16 protein-coding genes are annotated in these 13,991 nt (G+C 58.2%); 10 read left to right on the top strand and 6 right to left on the bottom strand.

Annotation, left to right across the window (positions count from 1 at the left end):
- Nucleotides 1-4 precede the first annotated feature (4 nt).
- From HK26_RS04625 to HK26_RS04610, 4 genes are all read right to left on the bottom strand, one after another.
- A complete protein-coding gene (locus HK26_RS04625; protein WP_086638655.1) occupies nt 5-1,501 on the bottom strand; it encodes a YifB family Mg chelatase-like AAA ATPase in 1,497 nt (498 codons plus the stop codon).
- A gap of 22 nt (nt 1,502-1,523) precedes the next feature.
- On the bottom strand, nt 1,524-2,783 hold the full coding sequence (serA, locus tag HK26_RS04620) for a phosphoglycerate dehydrogenase (protein ID WP_086638654.1): 1,260 nt from the start codon (nt 2,781-2,783) through the stop codon (nt 1,524-1,526).
- 102 nt (nt 2,784-2,885) lie between these two features.
- Nucleotides 2,886-3,680, bottom strand: a complete 795-nt coding sequence (locus tag HK26_RS04615) for an inositol monophosphatase family protein (RefSeq protein WP_086638653.1) — start codon at nt 3,678-3,680, stop codon at nt 2,886-2,888.
- Nucleotides 3,677-4,192: a c-type cytochrome gene (locus tag HK26_RS04610; protein ID WP_086638652.1), complete on the bottom strand. Its 516-nt coding sequence runs from the start codon at nt 4,190-4,192 to the stop codon at nt 3,677-3,679. Before HK26_RS04610 ends, HK26_RS04615 begins: the two co-directional genes overlap by 4 nt.
- Nucleotides 4,193-4,303: 111 nt before the next feature.
- Here HK26_RS04610 and HK26_RS04605 point away from each other — a divergent pair, with 111 nt between their 5' ends.
- The 4 genes from HK26_RS04605 to smpB are packed head-to-tail and all read left to right on the top strand — an operon-like array spanning nt 4,304 to nt 7,339.
- Nucleotides 4,304-5,035 (top strand): 3-deoxy-manno-octulosonate cytidylyltransferase, encoded by a 732-nt coding sequence (locus HK26_RS04605; RefSeq protein ID WP_086638651.1) that lies wholly within the window; start codon nt 4,304-4,306, stop codon nt 5,033-5,035.
- 5 nt (nt 5,036-5,040) lie between these two features.
- Nucleotides 5,041-5,937 (top strand): prephenate dehydratase, encoded by an 897-nt coding sequence (locus tag HK26_RS04600; protein WP_086638650.1) that lies wholly within the window; start codon nt 5,041-5,043, stop codon nt 5,935-5,937.
- A gap of 11 nt (nt 5,938-5,948) precedes the next feature.
- Entirely contained in the window at nt 5,949-6,839 is an 891-nt protein-coding gene (gene dapA, locus HK26_RS04595) for a 4-hydroxy-tetrahydrodipicolinate synthase (RefSeq protein WP_086638649.1), read from the top strand.
- 2 nt (nt 6,840-6,841) lie between these two features.
- Nucleotides 6,842-7,339, top strand: coding sequence for an SsrA-binding protein SmpB (gene smpB, locus HK26_RS04590; protein ID WP_086638648.1), 498 nt, complete (start codon nt 6,842-6,844; stop codon nt 7,337-7,339).
- Nucleotides 7,340-7,456: 117 nt separating this feature from the next.
- On the opposite strand, the gene HK26_RS13970 is transcribed toward smpB, so the two are convergent.
- A complete protein-coding gene (locus HK26_RS13970; protein ID WP_086638647.1) occupies nt 7,457-8,149 on the bottom strand; it encodes a cold-shock protein in 693 nt (230 codons plus the stop codon).
- Nucleotides 8,146-8,427, bottom strand: coding sequence for a hypothetical protein (locus HK26_RS13175; RefSeq protein WP_143296286.1), 282 nt, complete (start codon nt 8,425-8,427; stop codon nt 8,146-8,148). The genes HK26_RS13970 and HK26_RS13175 overlap by 4 nt, the downstream gene beginning before the upstream one ends.
- Nucleotides 8,428-8,941: 514 nt before the next feature.
- Between HK26_RS13175 and HK26_RS04580 the strand changes: the two genes are divergently transcribed.
- The 6 genes from HK26_RS04580 (at nt 8,942) to fabG (ending at nt 13,852) form a co-directional block, all read left to right on the top strand.
- Nucleotides 8,942-9,298 carry a hypothetical protein gene (locus tag HK26_RS04580; RefSeq protein WP_025825186.1) on the top strand — a complete coding sequence of 119 codons (357 nt, stop codon included), beginning with the start codon at nt 8,942-8,944 and terminating at the stop codon, nt 9,296-9,298.
- Nucleotides 9,299-9,500: 202 nt separating this feature from the next.
- Complete coding sequence (locus tag HK26_RS04575; RefSeq protein ID WP_086638646.1) at nt 9,501-10,250, top strand: glycine betaine ABC transporter substrate-binding protein; 750 nt, start codon at nt 9,501-9,503, stop codon at nt 10,248-10,250.
- Nucleotides 10,251-10,264: 14 nt separating this feature from the next.
- A complete protein-coding gene (locus HK26_RS04570) occupies nt 10,265-11,521 on the top strand; it encodes a class I SAM-dependent methyltransferase (protein ID WP_086638748.1) in 1,257 nt (418 codons plus the stop codon).
- Between the two features lie 17 nt (nt 11,522-11,538).
- Nucleotides 11,539-12,060 (top strand): YdcF family protein, encoded by a 522-nt coding sequence (locus HK26_RS04565; protein WP_086638645.1) that lies wholly within the window; start codon nt 11,539-11,541, stop codon nt 12,058-12,060.
- Nucleotides 12,061-12,150: 90 nt separating this feature from the next.
- On the top strand, nt 12,151-13,095 hold the full coding sequence (fabD, locus tag HK26_RS04560; protein WP_086638644.1) for an ACP S-malonyltransferase: 945 nt from the start codon (nt 12,151-12,153) through the stop codon (nt 13,093-13,095).
- Nucleotides 13,096-13,111: 16 nt separating this feature from the next.
- Nucleotides 13,112-13,852: a 3-oxoacyl-[acyl-carrier-protein] reductase gene (gene fabG, locus HK26_RS04555; protein WP_025825177.1), complete on the top strand. Its 741-nt coding sequence runs from the start codon at nt 13,112-13,114 to the stop codon at nt 13,850-13,852.
- Nucleotides 13,853-13,991: the final 139 nt, after the last annotated feature.

Here is a 13,991-nt window from a genome sequence, read left to right as displayed (position 1 = left end):
CGCCTTACGTGCTGGAGCGGGCCCGGAATGTAGCAGCCTCGGCGATGTGCTGTGGCTCCACATCCGGGCTTTCAGCCAGGTCCGCTATGCTTCTGGCCACGCGTAGCAGGCGGGTGTAACCCCGTGCGGAAAAGCGGAAACGCTCGGCAATAGTTTGCGCCAGCTCCTGCGCTCTGCCTGTCAGGCTGAGGATATCCAGTGGTGCTTCGGCATTTTTCCGTATGCCCTGCCGATGTGCCTGAAGTGCTCTGGCCTGAGCCACACGCCGTGCAACTGTTGCTGTATCTTCCCCACCGTCCTGCGCCATATACCCTATGGGTTCATAAGGTTGCATGGCCACATGCAGGTCAATCCGGTCCATAAGCGGGCCAGAAAGGCGCGCCAGATACTCCGCCCCACAGCGGGGTGCCTTACCACATTCCCGCTCCGCGTCCCCCAGATACCCACAACGGCACGGGTTCATGGCGGCAACAAGCTGGAAGCGGGCAGGGTAGGTAACATGCACAGCCGCCCGGGCGATGCTGACCTGCCCGGTCTCCAGCGGCTGGCGCAAAGCCTCCAGCGCCGCGCGAGAGAACTCTGGCAATTCATCCAAAAACAACACGCCATGGTGCGCCAGACTGATCTCCCCAGGGCGAGCACGCGTACCCCCGCCAACCAGCGCGGGCAGGCTGGCAGAGTGGTGCGGGTCACGCACAGGGGGGCGGCGCATGGGTCTGCCATCACGCAGCAACCCGGCGGCACTATATATGCGCGAAACCGCCAGACTCTCGGGCGCCAGCAGGTCTGGCAGCAGGCCGCGCAAGCGTGATGCCAGCATGGATTTGCCTGCGCCGGGTGGACCAGACAGCAAAAGGGAGTGCCCGCCGGCCGCAGCAATTTCCAGCGCACGACGCCCGATTTCCATGCCTTTTATATCAGCCAGATCAGGTTCGGCAGGGGCATCATCAACATCGGGAGTATTGGAAAAAACGGGGCCAGAGAGAATTTGCAGGCCCGTAAAATGGTTAATCAGCGACAAAAGGTCTACGGCAGCCAGAATGGCAATGTCCCCACCGCACAGAGCCTCCTCGCCCTGCGCTGCGGGGCAGACAATGCCCAGTTCCATGGATGCGGCCTCCAGAGAGGCTGACAGCACACCAGAAACCGGATTAAGCCGCCCATCGAGCGAGAGTTCGCCAAGGGCAGCATAGCGCCCTACTTCTTCTCCGGGAATAACCCCCATGGCCGCCAGCAGGGCCAGCGCAATGGGCAGATCAAAATGCGATCCTTCCTTGGGAAGGTCCGCTGGCACCAAATTCACCACAATACGCTTTGCGGGCAGCGCCAGCCCAATGGAAGTCAAGGCCGCCCGTACACGCTCGCGCGCTTCGGCTACGGCCTTGTCTGGTAGCCCCACAACCAGAAATGCAGGCAAACCAGAAGATATCTGAACCTCAACCCATACGGGTCGTGCCTCGATACCCGAAAATGCAAAACTGCGGATGCGGGAGTAAATCATTCCCACTCTCCGCAGCCCATGCTTAACGGCCTTTGTAAATCAGACGGGCACGCACTGTGCCATCCAGTTCACGCAGGGCCTTGAGCAGACGATCATCCAGGTCGGTATCACCGCCTGTATCCGCTTCAATCACCACGTAGCCAATTTCCCCATCCGTCTGGAGGAACTGGGCGGTCACATTGCAGGTCTCACGCAGGAAGATTTCATTGAGCTTCATCATAACACCGGGGATGTTATGATGCGCGTGCATGAAGCGCGTCCCACGTGGGCTTTGTGGCAACTGCACACCGGGGAAGTTGACTGCACCAAAGGTGGAGCCGACATCCGAATATTCTACCAGCTTGCGGGCCACTTCCACGCCAATGCGTTCCTGAGCTTCCGCCGTGGAACCACCGATGTGCGGGGTGAGGATGACGTTATCAAGCCCCATGATCGGGGTAGAAAGCAGATCCCCCGGACCTTTGGGTTCTTTGGGGAACACGTCAATAGCGGCACCAAGCAGGTGGCCACTTTCCAGCGCTTTGGCCAGCGCGTCCAGATCCACCACATTGCCGCGCGCGTTGTTGATGAGGAAGGAGCCCTTCTTCATCTTGGCAATCTGCTCGGCACCCATCAGATTGGCTGTGGTTGGCAACTGGGGAACATGCAGACTGACCACGTCGCTCTGGGCCAGCAGGTCATCCAGCGTGTCCACCGGCATGGCATTACCATGACCCAGCTTATCCACCACATCGTAATAAGCCACGCGCATGCCAAAAGCTTCTGCCAGCACGGACAGCTGCGAGCCAATGGAGCCGTAACCAATAATACCAAGGGTTTTGCCACGCACTTCCCAGCTATTGGCAGCAGACTTGGTCCATGCCCCTTTGTGGCATTCAACCGAGCGGGGGAAAATGCGGCGCATCAGCATAACAATCTCGCCCATGACCAGTTCGGCCACGGAACGCGTGTTGCTGTAAGGCGCGTTGAAAACAGGGATCCCGTTCAGGCGTGCTGCTTCCAGATCGACCTGATTGGTGCCAATGCAAAAACAGCCGATGGCCATAAGGCGGTCCGCACCCTCAATGACCTCTTTGGTCAATTGCGTGCGCGAGCGGATGCCGACAATATGCACACCTTCCAGCGCCTGTTTGAGCGCATCGCCCTCGAGTGCCCCTTTATGGCGTACGACATTCTCGTAACCACAGGCCTTCAGAAGGGCGACGGCACTATCGTGGATACCCTCCAGCAGAAGAATACGGATCTTGTCCTTGGAGAGGGACAGGTGCGTGCTCGTGCTCATTTGGACTGACCATCGCTGTTGTACCGAAGCGCAGACCTATCGCAAAACTGGGCCAATGCATAGTCTGCACGCCCAAATTTGCCGATATGTCCTATATAAATCTTACTGTTCCGCCCGCAGTATCCCTACCGCCTGACTGTGCAGGGAGGCGGAACCCGCGGCAAGAACCGTACGGTCACCATCAAGCCGCAAGGGGGAGCCATCCCATGCGCTCATAACCCCACCGGCACCGTGTACAATCGGCACAAGTGCGCCCCAGTCCCACGGGTTCATGTCGCATTCGGCGATCAGATCAATCTGCCCGATGGCAAGCAGGCCATAGGCGTAACAGTCTCCACCCCATGTCATCCGGCGTGCATTTTGCTTGAGCTGCCGCCAGCGGTCATGGGGGGCCAGTTCAAGCATTTCGGGGGATGTGCAGGACATCTCAGCATCCTCCAGCGCGACGCCCTGCCGGGTCCGGGCAGTTCCCCCCAAAGGCGAGGTAAAAAGTGTCTGCCGTCCCTTAACCCCCAGCCAACGCTCCTGCAGAACCGGCTGGTCCAGAACCCCCAGTATCGGCTCGCCTTTGTAAAAAAGGGCGATCAGGGTGCCAAACAACGGACGCCCGGTTACAAACGCACGTGTGCCATCCACCGGGTCCAGCAGCCACTGGTAGTCCGCACCGGCATTATCCTGACCAAACTCCTCCCCGAACACGCCGTGGCCGGGCAGGCGTTCAGCCAGTATGGCGCGCATAACCCGCTCGGCACTCCGGTCTGCCACGGTCACCGGGCTTGCGTCCTGCTTGCTGTCCACATTTACACCACGCCGGAACCATGGACGCACAACACTTTGCGCCGTATCCGCCAGCATGGTGGCGACATCCACAAATTGGTCAATTCCCGACAGGTTCATCGGTTCTCTCCTGTTATTGGCGTGGGGGAGGGGGTACGTAGCGTATGCAGGTAAGCAATTGCATCGGCTCTGTCCTGCGGGTCCGGCAAGCCAGCAAAAGACATGCGTGTACCCGCAGCATAACGGGCAGGAGACGTCAGCCAGTCGGACAGTCTCTGGTCATCCCAGACCTGAGCACCATGCTGGCGCAACGCGGCAGAATAAGCATAGCCGGGAAGGGACGCGACAGTGCGGCCCACCACATCAGCCAGAACAGGCCCCGCACCTTCCCCTCCAGCGGCAAGGGCGTGGCATTGCGCGCAGATATGGCGCACCAGCTGCCCACCATGGGCAGAACTGGCACGCACCATAAACGGCGCAATGGTGACTGCCTGCTGGTCAGGAAGTCGGAAAGCCAGCGTGGCAGGCGCTGTATCCGGCACAACGGAGCAGGCCACCGCCAGTGCGCCCCCCATGGCAACAGCGCTCAGCAGAACCGAGACCGCCACCCTGTTCACGAACCTGCCATCCATCCGCACGACCGCCCTGTTTATCATTGGTTGCGTTTGCAGTGCAGCTTTTCTAGACTGCCCGGCGCTTTTCCACGGCTATAAGCCGCGCTGTCTTTTGGAGCAAGCCGATCCATGTCGTCCCTTGTTGTCATCCCCGCCAGACTTGCCTCTACAAGGCTCCCCGGCAAGCCTCTGGCTGACATAGCCGGACGCCCCATGATCGTGCATGTGCTTGAAGCCGCGCTTAAAGCGGACATTGGCCCTGTGGTGGTTGCATCCGCTGACCCAGAGATATGTCAGGTCGTGACTGCTGCCAAAGGAACAGCCGTGCTAACCGATGCAGACCTGCCATCTGGCTCGGACCGGGTGTGGCAGGCTGTGCAGAGTATTGACCCGCATGGGCAGTACAGCACCATCATCAACCTGCAGGGGGACCTGCCTACACTTGCGCCACAGACCTTGCACGAGGTTAGCAAGGTCATGGACAACCCGGCGTTTGACATAGGCACCCTTGTTGCGCCCATTACCTCGGAAGAAGAGAAAAACGCATCTTCCGTAGTCAAGGTCGCCTGCCATTTTGCACCTGACGCGCAACAAACCCCAGCCCTGTATTTTTCCCGCCAACCCATTCCATGGGGGCCGGGGCCGCTATGGCACCATGTTGGTCTTTATGGCTGGCGGCGCACCGCTCTTGCGCGCTTTGTCCAACTCCCGCCATCCGGGCTGGAAAAGCGCGAAAGTCTGGAACAACTCCGTGCGCTGGAAAATGGTATGCGCATTGGTTGCTCACGTATTGCAATCGCGCCATTTGGGGTTGATACACCACAGGATCTGGAACGGGCACGCCGCCTGCTTGGAGCATAAAGGCCATGATGGACAAAGTTATTGCCTTTCAGGGCATGCACGGAGCTTACTCCGATATGGCCTGCCGCGCAGCACGGCCGGGCTGGACAACACTGCCATGCCACAGTTTTGCAGACGCCATAGATGCCGTGCATACCGGTCGTGCGGAACAGGCCATGCTGGCGTGCGAGAACAGTCTGGCAGGCCGCGTGCCAGACATTCATTCACTCCTCCCCGCGTCGGGGCTGCATATTATTGGCGAACATTTCCAGCGTGTTGAACACTGCCTGCTGGTTGTGCCGGGCACCCGCATGGAGCAGATCCGCCGTGTACATACACACCCCGTTGCCATGGCCCAGATACGCAACCTGCTCAAAAACCATAACCTGACCCCGGTCACGGAGTTTGACACAGCAGGGGCGGCAGAGTTGGTAGCGCTCTGGCAAAAGCCCGAAGAGGCCGCAGTTGCCTCCGCCTTGGCCGCAGAACTGTATGGGCTGGAAATTCTGCAACGGAATGTGGAAGATGCCTCCCACAACACCACGCGCTTTTACATTACCGCCCGCACGCCCCAAGAGCCTGCGCCCAACACGCCACACACCATGACCACGCTGCTATTCAGCATACAGAACAGCCCCGGCGCCCTCTATAAAGTGCTGGGAGGTTTTGCCACCAATGGCGTAAACATGACCCGGCTGGAAAGCTACATGACGGGCGAAACATTTGCCGCCACACGTTTTTTGATGGATGTAGAAGGCCACCCCAGCGATTCCCATCTGGGCAAAGCTCTGGCGGAACTTGAATTTTTCTCCAAAAACGCCACAATTCTGGGCGTGTATCAACAATCGCCCTTCCGGCGCCATGCCGCCACCCAAGGGCAGGACACGCCACGCTCCACTCCCGCAGATGCCATTCCAGGATAAGTGACTGCCCCATGCCTCATACATTCTTCTCCGGCTCCATCACTGCACTCATCACCCCGATGAACCGGGACGGCAGCCTGGATTTTGTCTCGTTTGAAAAACTGGTGGACTGGCAGATCAAGGAGGGCACCTCCGGGCTGTGCGCCGTTGGCACAACGGGGGAAAGCCCCACACTCTCCCACAGCGAGCACCATGAAGTTGTGGAACGCACCATAAAAGTTGCCAATGGTCGTGTGCCGGTTATTGCGGGGGCAGGCTCCAACAGCACGTCCGAAGCTGTTGACCTTGCCCGCCATGCGGAACAGGCCGGGGCCTCTGCCGCGCTGGTGGTCGCCCCCTATTACAACAAGCCCACGCAGGAAGGGCTGTACCGGCACTTCATGACCATAGCTGATGCGGTTTCCATTCCGGTTATTTTGTACAATATTCCGGGCCGCTCCATTGTTGACATCAGCGTGGAAACCACAGCCAGGCTCGCAAAACATGTCAATATTCTGGGGGTGAAGGACGCAACAGCAAATCTGTTCCGCCCCCTCCAGGTCCGTCAGGCCGTGGACAAACCCTTTAACCAGCTTTCTGGTGAAGATGGTACAGCTGTGGCTTTTCTGGCAGCAGGGGGCGATGGTTGCATTAGCGTGACCTCCAACATTGCCCCGGCTCTGTGCGCCGCCGTGCAAGCAGCATGGACAGCAGGGCAGGCACAGGAGGCCATTGCCATACAGGACCGCCTGACCCCGCTGCATGACACACTATTCTGCGAGAGCAACCCCGCTCCGGCCAAATATGCCGCAAGCCTGCTGGGACTAGCGGGCGAGACCTGCCGCCTGCCGCTGGCTCCGCTAACCGACGCGTCCCGCCAGAAAGTCCGGCAAGCGCTGGTTGATGTCGGGCTTCTGGGCTGATCATGTCTGGAAAATCCACCAAAAGCACCATGATCTCCCATGGTATGGTCGCGCAAAATCGCAAAGCGCGGTTCAATTATACCATCAAGGAAACAGTAGAAGCCGGGCTGGTGCTCAAAGGGCCGGAAGTGAAAAGCCTGCGACTAGGCCGCGCAACGATTGGCGAAGCCTTTGCAGGCGAACGCAACGGTGAACTCTGGCTGTTTAACAGCTATATTCCTGAGTATCAGGGCGGGGTACTCTCACGCTTTGACTCGCGCGCGCCCCGTAAATTGCTCATGCACCGCAAGCAGGCGCAAAAATTTATGGGGGCTATTGCCAAACAGGGCGCAACCCTTGTGCCGCTGGATATTCACTTTAATGACCGGGGGCTGGCCAAAGTAACCCTTGGTCTGGGCGTTGGCAAAAAAAGTGTCGATAAGCGCCAGACAGTCGCAGACAGGGACTGGCAGCGCGACAAGGCGCGCCTGATCCGCAACAAGGGGAAGGGAGACTACTGACCTCCAAGCCCAGCCACATAACGGCACATATCTTTATAGGGCACATGAGCAGCCATAAAAAAAGCCTCGGTCATTAGACCGAGGCTTTTTTCTAACGTACCGCTAAAAAGCAGTGCCTCAGGCAGAGGTCACTTCAGCAGCTTCCGGACCTTTCTGGCCCTGAACAACCTTAACATTCACGCCCTGACCTTCGTTCAGGCCCGGCAGACCGGAGCGTTCCAGTGCAGATGCGTGGATGAAGATGTCCTTGCCGCCACCTTCAGGCGTGATGAAGCCAAAGCCCTTAACAGCGTTGTACCACTTAACGGTACCGCGCGTGTCTTCAGCATCGGACAGATCAGGAGCAGGACGCGCAGCAGGGCGTGCGCCAAAACCGGGGCGACCACCAGCGGGGCTACGCGGACGTTCCGGCTGAGCCGTGCTTTCGTCAACAGAGATGACTTCAGCGACCTGACGACCCTTGGGGCCCTGACCGATACGCACAACCAGAGTTGCGCCAGGGTTTACGCCCTGAACACCAGCCTGAGACAGCGCATTGGCGTGCAGGAACACATCGCCCGATCCATCAGCGAGTTCGACAAAGCCGAAGCCTTTTTCGCCATTGAACCACTTGACGGCCGCGCCCACTTCCGGACCGGAAGCGATAACCTGCGGACCACCAGCGGGCCGACGCGGAGCAAAGCCACCACGGTCACCACCGCCACCACCATAAGCGGGGCGTTCACCGAAAGAAGGCATCGACATATAGTCGTCATCAAATCCGCCGCGGCGAGGAGAACGGGGGCTGCGGTCGGTCCTGTTACTTTTCAACGGTCTTGATCCTGGAGTGCGGAGAAGACAGATTCTTCTCCGGATATTGAAAAACGGGCAAACTGCCAGAATGGGTTGACAGGTTTACGTGCTTTGAACAAAAAGCCCATCATTCCCCCTCCTGAATATTGCAAACATGCCCAACGCATGCGTAGCACAGTCATTACCGTGCCGCTACAGCAAAGCATGAAAACCGCGCCCGCTTCACGCACTTTTCTTCGTTTCACAAATTTGTGATAATGCACCTCTTTCAGATGCTCTCCAGCACCCCAATCCATCGCGCAAAATAGCCGCAAAACACAATGCACGCATGGCCACCCCAAACGGTCATACACATTGCATTAAGCATGCAAGGAGGGCGCGGGGAGGGGCCACACCCGCAAAACAAGGCTGAACCTCAGCCATAACAATTCCCGATAACATGACACGCCACCACTTATGTCACGCTCTAGAGAATGGGGCCGATAAGCCCCCCATACGGCCTTCCGTTACGCCACCACACCTGCGCGTCGACTAATTTGTCCCGACACGCAAAACTCGATTTTGTTTATTTAAGTCGCACATGCCGGCGCAAGTCGCTCCAAAAATATGCCTACTTTTTAATCATTCGCATTGAAATTGTGCATTATTTCCTGACAAAATCAGCCGTGTTGTGTTTTTTTCGCCACTACCCTCTCAACCTGCCCTTTTATGAGGCGGGAGACCTCTCTTTCCTGTAGCGCGGCACGAACTTTCCCCCTTACTCTCAAATTCAGAAAGAGCCACCGGGTTTGAGTAGGGGATACAGAACTTATGCTGCGCCAGTCGGAAACACAGAACACCTGTCAGGTCATCCCGTTCCAGATGGAAATCATGTGCCGTCACCGCGATTATCTGGATCGCTGGATTGCAGCCAGCCAGCCCATGGGTATCTGCGATGCCGATATCTTCCCTTCGGAAGAAAAACAGGCAGGCGTTTCCTCCGGTTATGTGCTGATCTGGGTGCGTGAGACCTCCAACCCAGCCTACAAGGTTTACTCCCGCGGCAACCGCTGGATTGTTATGGATGCCGTGCGCGACAACACACTGGGCCAGTTCGCATCTTTTGCAGACGCCCTGAACATGATCCGCCCGGTTCTGCCAGTAAAACAGGGCATTGTTGCAGCCTGATTACCGCCCCCAAACTTATATTGTTCTGGTGCTTTTGGCCGTCATTCCCACCCCGGGGATGACGGTTTTTCTTTATCCTGCTCACCATAAAAATACCCGGCAACACCAAATATTTCCATTTGAGGGATTGCCACTGCACTTTGCCGTGCGGCAAGGACAGGGCTAAGACCTTGCTGTCCCGACCGATCCAGAGGAACCCGAAATGACATCCCTGACACTCGCCTATCCTGATTCCACAATTCATGAGGCGACGGCAGCCACTATCATTCGGGTTCTCGAAGCCAACGACATTGAGCCTGAAATTGTAACAGGTCCCAAAGAGGCTCTGGCCGACCTGCTGCATAAAGGCGAAATTGACATCTACGTTGCGGCATGGCTGCCCGAAGAGGACGCCAGCCTGCTTTCCCCCGGCATTACGCAACTGGGCAATCTGTTCCGCCCAGAAGCCTGCTGCTGTATTTCGGATGAGAACAGCCCCATCACATCGCTGGCTGAGTTGGCCCAGAACGGGGCGGCTGTCAGCCGGGCGATTATTACCCCCCAGTCTTTGGCAAAGCGTATGCAGCATGTGCTGGATGCCTATTCTCTGGCGGACGCCGGTTTTACGCTTGAAGTTCTGCCAGACGAGGCAGCTTTGGCCCGGCTCAATGCTGCCCTTGCTGCGGACACGCCCAGCCTCATGCCGCTCTTCCAGCCGTGCTTTCTGTTCCATCAAGGCGGACTGCGCATCCTCAATGACCCCAAAAAAGCAATGGGAGAAGAGCAGGAAGCCACACTCCTTCTCCGCGCAGGCGTGCGCGATGAACTGGAGACAGACCTGCTGGATGAACTGGATGAACTGATGCTCAGCGCCAAGATCATCAGCGCCATGGATTACGCCATGCGTGTTGAGGGCATGAGCGCAGACGAGGCTGCCGAAGCATGGCAGCGCGGCAAACTCCTGCCCCGCTAAAGGTTGCAAAGCCCATGACAGCCTCCGCAACAGATGACCGCGATGCCGGACTGGCAGCCCAGTACGAGGCCTATCCATACCCCGAGCGCAATCCGCAGGACGAAACACGGCGCCTGTTTATTGGCAGCCCAAGCCACCTGCGGGAGGTGGATTACTGGGTTTTTGGTGCCCAACGCCCCCGTAGCAAACCCATGCGGGTTCTGGTCGCCGGGTGCGGTACGGGGGATGGCGCAATCATGCTGGCCACCCAGTTGGCACGGGCTGATCGTCCGGCGGAAGTTGTCTGTCTGGATCGTTCAACCAAGGCGCTCTCTATTGCACAGGCACGGGCTGAAACCCGCAAACTGGACAATATCCGCTTTGTTGAGGGCTCTCTTAACGAACTCGACGCCTTAGAGCTGGGATTGTTCGACTATATCGACTGCTGCGGCGTGCTGCACCATCTGCCAAACCCCGCTGCAGCTTTGCAAACTCTGGAACGTCACCTGACTCCGGGCGGGGGCATGGGGCTTATGGTTTACGCGCCCTTTGGGCGCACCGGCGTATATATGCTGCAAGATGCGCTGGAAAAACTGGCCCCGCTGACCCAATCACCCGAAGAACGGCTTGATGTCGCGCGCCGCGTCATGCGCACACTCCCTGCCACCGCATGGCTGCGCCAGAATGGTAATTTTGGTGACCACCTGTCCGGAGGAGATGCAGGGTTGTATGACCTGCTGCTCAACCCTAGGGACAGGGCTTACACCATTACCGACTTCCTGGCCCTGCTGGATCAGGCTGGTCTGGAACCTGCCGCACTGATGGAGCCCGCACGGTACGATCCAACCCTGTTCCTGCCCGACCCACGCCTGCGTGCGCGCCTTGCAACGCTACCATGGCAGGAGCAGGCCGCCATTGCGGAGGACCTTGCTGGCAACATGGCAACTCATGTGGCCTATGTTGTGCGCAAACATGCGGGGCTCACCAAACCTGATCCACTAGACCCGAATGCCGTGCCAATCATGCGCGAAATTCCGGGGGCAGAACTGGCCAAGCAGATGACGCCAGACAACATGCTGCCTTTTCCTTTTGGTACTCTGGTTGTGCCCATTCCACTGCCCCCACAGGCACGTGGCATTCTTCCCTTGATTGATGGGGAACGCACGGTAGGCGAGTTGACCGCGATTCTGGCCACTCGCGGCGTTAATGCAGAAAAGTTCAGGCATGTCTGGCAAGAGAGCTTCCATATTCTTGAACGCCTGAACCGTGTTCTGCTCCGCTCACCAGCCTGAGCACACATACGACGCGCATGCAGGCTAAGAACCCTGAGCCAGTTATAATTTTTGGGGCTGCCCTGCGCCCCGATGGCCAGCCAACACCAGCACTGCACGCACGTATCCACTCGGCTCTGGCCTATGGCGCAAAACGGCAGGTCACGTACATTGTTACCGGCGGCGTCCCGCAAAGCGGCCTGACGGAAGCAGCCGTCATGGCCCGCCTGCTCCACAGCGCCGGAGTTCCTGAATGGCAGATCGTCGCTGAAAACAGCGCGACCGACACATTTGATTCGATTGTTCTATGTTCCGCCATTCTCAAGCGCCTTGGCATTGCCCGCAACACGCCGGTGGCCATGGTAACAAGCCCATACCATGTACCTCGCTGTTTTTTGCTCTTACGTCTGGCCGGGTGGCGGGCCCACGTCATTCCCTTTATCCAGCATACTCAACGCCCCATGAGCCTGCGCACAAAGCTGCACCGCATCGCGCACGAAACCCTTGCAATTCCGTGGGATGCACTTCTCGTTCTGGTCTGGCGTATTGTGCCGCGCTAGCGCAGACCCTATTCTGCCCCCAATGGTTTTTTTCTGCCATTCCTGACAATTGACCTGCCTTTGGGCATCGTTTTTGAAACAGTGAGTATCATGGCCGTTTACGCATTTACTTTTCCCGGACAAGGCAGCCAGTCCGTTGGCATGGGGCAGGAGCTTGCCGCAGCTTTTCCCGCAGCACGTGCAGTTTTTCAGGAAGTTGACGATGCTCTGGGCGAACATCTGTCAAAAACGATTTTTGAAGGCCCACTGGAAACCCTGACCAGCACCGAAAATGCCCAGCCCGCCCTTATGGCGGTCTCCATGGCTGTTCTGCGCGTGCTTGAGCTTGATGGCGGGCTTGATCTGGCAGGGCGTGTGACCCTGCTGGCCGGGCATTCTTTGGGGGAATATGCAGCACTTGCCGCAGGACGGGCATTTGATGTTGCACAGGCAGCCAAGCTGCTGCGCCTGCGCGGGCAGGCCATGCAGCGCGCGGTTCCTGCCGGGGAGGGCGGCATGGCCGCACTGATTGGCGTAACACTTGCACAGGCGGAAGAAATCTGCACCCGCGCCAGCGCAGAAGGCAGCACCGAAATTGCCAATGACAATGGCGGTGGTCAGATTGTTATTTCCGGCAAAATGGCCGGGATTGATGCCGCAATTACCATTGCCAAGGACATGGGCATCAAGCGCGCACTCAAACTCCCGGTTTCCGCGCCATTCCATTCCTCGCTCATGAAGCCTGCAGAAGACGTCATGGCCGAAGCGCTGGGCAAGGCCGACATTGCAACACCTGTTGTGCCAGTTATTGCCAATGTTACAGCCGAGCGTGAGAGCGATGCCGATACGATTCGCCTTAATCTGGTCCAGCAGGTCACAGGGCGTGTGCGCTGGCGCGAAAGTGTAGCGACCATGACCGGTCTGGGTGTTGATACGTTTGTGGAGATCGGGGCAGGCAAGGTTCTGTCCGGTCTGGTGCGACGTATTGACCCCGAAGTTTCGGCCCTGTCCATCGGCACTCCGGCCGATGTCGAAGCCTTTCTCAAATCCCTTTAAAACAGGATAGCCAACCATGTTCCGACTGGATGGAAAAACAGCACTTGTCACCGGTGCATCCGGTGGCATTGGCAGCGCCATTGCCAGAACCCTGCATGCTCAGGGAGCCAAGGTCGTGCTGTCTGGCACGCGCGAAGCGGTTATCCGCGAACTGGCAGAAGAGCTGGGGGAGGGGGCATTCCATGCTGCAGCCAACCTGAGCGAGCCACCCGAAGCGGACGCCCTGATCGCCCGGGCCGAAGAAGTTGCCGGTGCCCCCCTGGACATTCTGGTCAACAACGCGGGTCTGACGCGGGACACACTGGCGCTGCGCATGAAGGATGAGGACTGGAATCAGGTTCTCAATGTTGACCTTGCCGCGCCGTTCCGCCTGTGCCGTGCGACCCTCAAAGGTATGCTGCGCCGCCGTGCGGGCCGCATTATCAACATTGCGTCTGTTATTGGCACCACCGGCAATGCAGGGCAGGCCAACTATGCCGCTGCCAAAGCCGGCATGGTGGGGATGAGCAAATCTCTGGCGCAGGAGGCAGGCTCACGCGGGGTAACCGTTAATGTTGTGGCTCCCGGCTTTATTGTCACCCCGATGACCGACGTGCTGCCTGATGCACAGAAGGAAAAACTCCTTTCCTCCATCCCCCTCGCACGTCTGGGCCAGCCGGAGGACGTTGCCTCCGCCGTGCTATACCTTGCATCGGACGAGGCTAAGTGGGTTACAGGCGCCACACTTCACGTCAACGGCGGCATGGTCATGGCCTGAGCACACGAAAAGCAGAGCACCACCAGAACAGGTGGTGCAAAATGCTTCAAGATGTGCCACACATGCTGCGCAGCCATGCTGTTTTTGGCTTACCGCTGATGTATTTGTCGGGTTTGCCTTGGCGTGGAGAGATAAAACG

The organism is Acetobacter okinawensis (genome assembly GCF_002153655.1).
Taxonomy (GTDB): Bacteria; Pseudomonadota; Alphaproteobacteria; order Acetobacterales; family Acetobacteraceae; genus Acetobacter; species Acetobacter okinawensis_A.
Note: the sequence above shows the minus strand (reverse complement) of the source record. Positions and strands in the feature narration are given on the sequence as shown.

What these genes read in the sequence shown, in the direction of transcription:
- HK26_RS04625 (WP_086638655.1), bottom strand. Translation starts at nt 1,501, where the DNA reads ATGATTTACTCCCGCATCCGCAGTTTTGCATTTTCGGGTATCGAGGCA.
- serA (WP_086638654.1), bottom strand. Translation starts at nt 2,783, where the DNA reads ATGAGCACGAGCACGCACCTGTCCCTCTCCAAGGACAAGATCCGTATT.
- HK26_RS04615 (WP_086638653.1), bottom strand. Translation starts at nt 3,680, where the DNA reads ATGAACCTGTCGGGAATTGACCAATTTGTGGATGTCGCCACCATGCTG.
- HK26_RS04610 (WP_086638652.1), bottom strand. Translation starts at nt 4,192, where the DNA reads ATGGATGGCAGGTTCGTGAACAGGGTGGCGGTCTCGGTTCTGCTGAGC.
- HK26_RS04605 (WP_086638651.1), top strand. Translation starts at nt 4,304, where the DNA reads ATGTCGTCCCTTGTTGTCATCCCCGCCAGACTTGCCTCTACAAGGCTC.
- HK26_RS04600 (WP_086638650.1), top strand. Translation starts at nt 5,041, where the DNA reads ATGATGGACAAAGTTATTGCCTTTCAGGGCATGCACGGAGCTTACTCC.
- dapA (WP_086638649.1), top strand. Translation starts at nt 5,949, where the DNA reads ATGCCTCATACATTCTTCTCCGGCTCCATCACTGCACTCATCACCCCG.
- smpB (WP_086638648.1), top strand. Translation starts at nt 6,842, where the DNA reads ATGTCTGGAAAATCCACCAAAAGCACCATGATCTCCCATGGTATGGTC.
- HK26_RS13175 (WP_143296286.1), bottom strand. Translation starts at nt 8,427, where the DNA reads ATGGATTGGGGTGCTGGAGAGCATCTGAAAGAGGTGCATTATCACAAA.
- HK26_RS04580 (WP_025825186.1), top strand. Translation starts at nt 8,942, where the DNA reads ATGCTGCGCCAGTCGGAAACACAGAACACCTGTCAGGTCATCCCGTTC.
- HK26_RS04575 (WP_086638646.1), top strand. Translation starts at nt 9,501, where the DNA reads ATGACATCCCTGACACTCGCCTATCCTGATTCCACAATTCATGAGGCG.
- HK26_RS04570 (WP_086638748.1), top strand. Translation starts at nt 10,265, where the DNA reads ATGACAGCCTCCGCAACAGATGACCGCGATGCCGGACTGGCAGCCCAG.
- HK26_RS04565 (WP_086638645.1), top strand. Translation starts at nt 11,539, where the DNA reads ATGCAGGCTAAGAACCCTGAGCCAGTTATAATTTTTGGGGCTGCCCTG.
- fabD (WP_086638644.1), top strand. Translation starts at nt 12,151, where the DNA reads ATGGCCGTTTACGCATTTACTTTTCCCGGACAAGGCAGCCAGTCCGTT.
- fabG (WP_025825177.1), top strand. Translation starts at nt 13,112, where the DNA reads ATGTTCCGACTGGATGGAAAAACAGCACTTGTCACCGGTGCATCCGGT.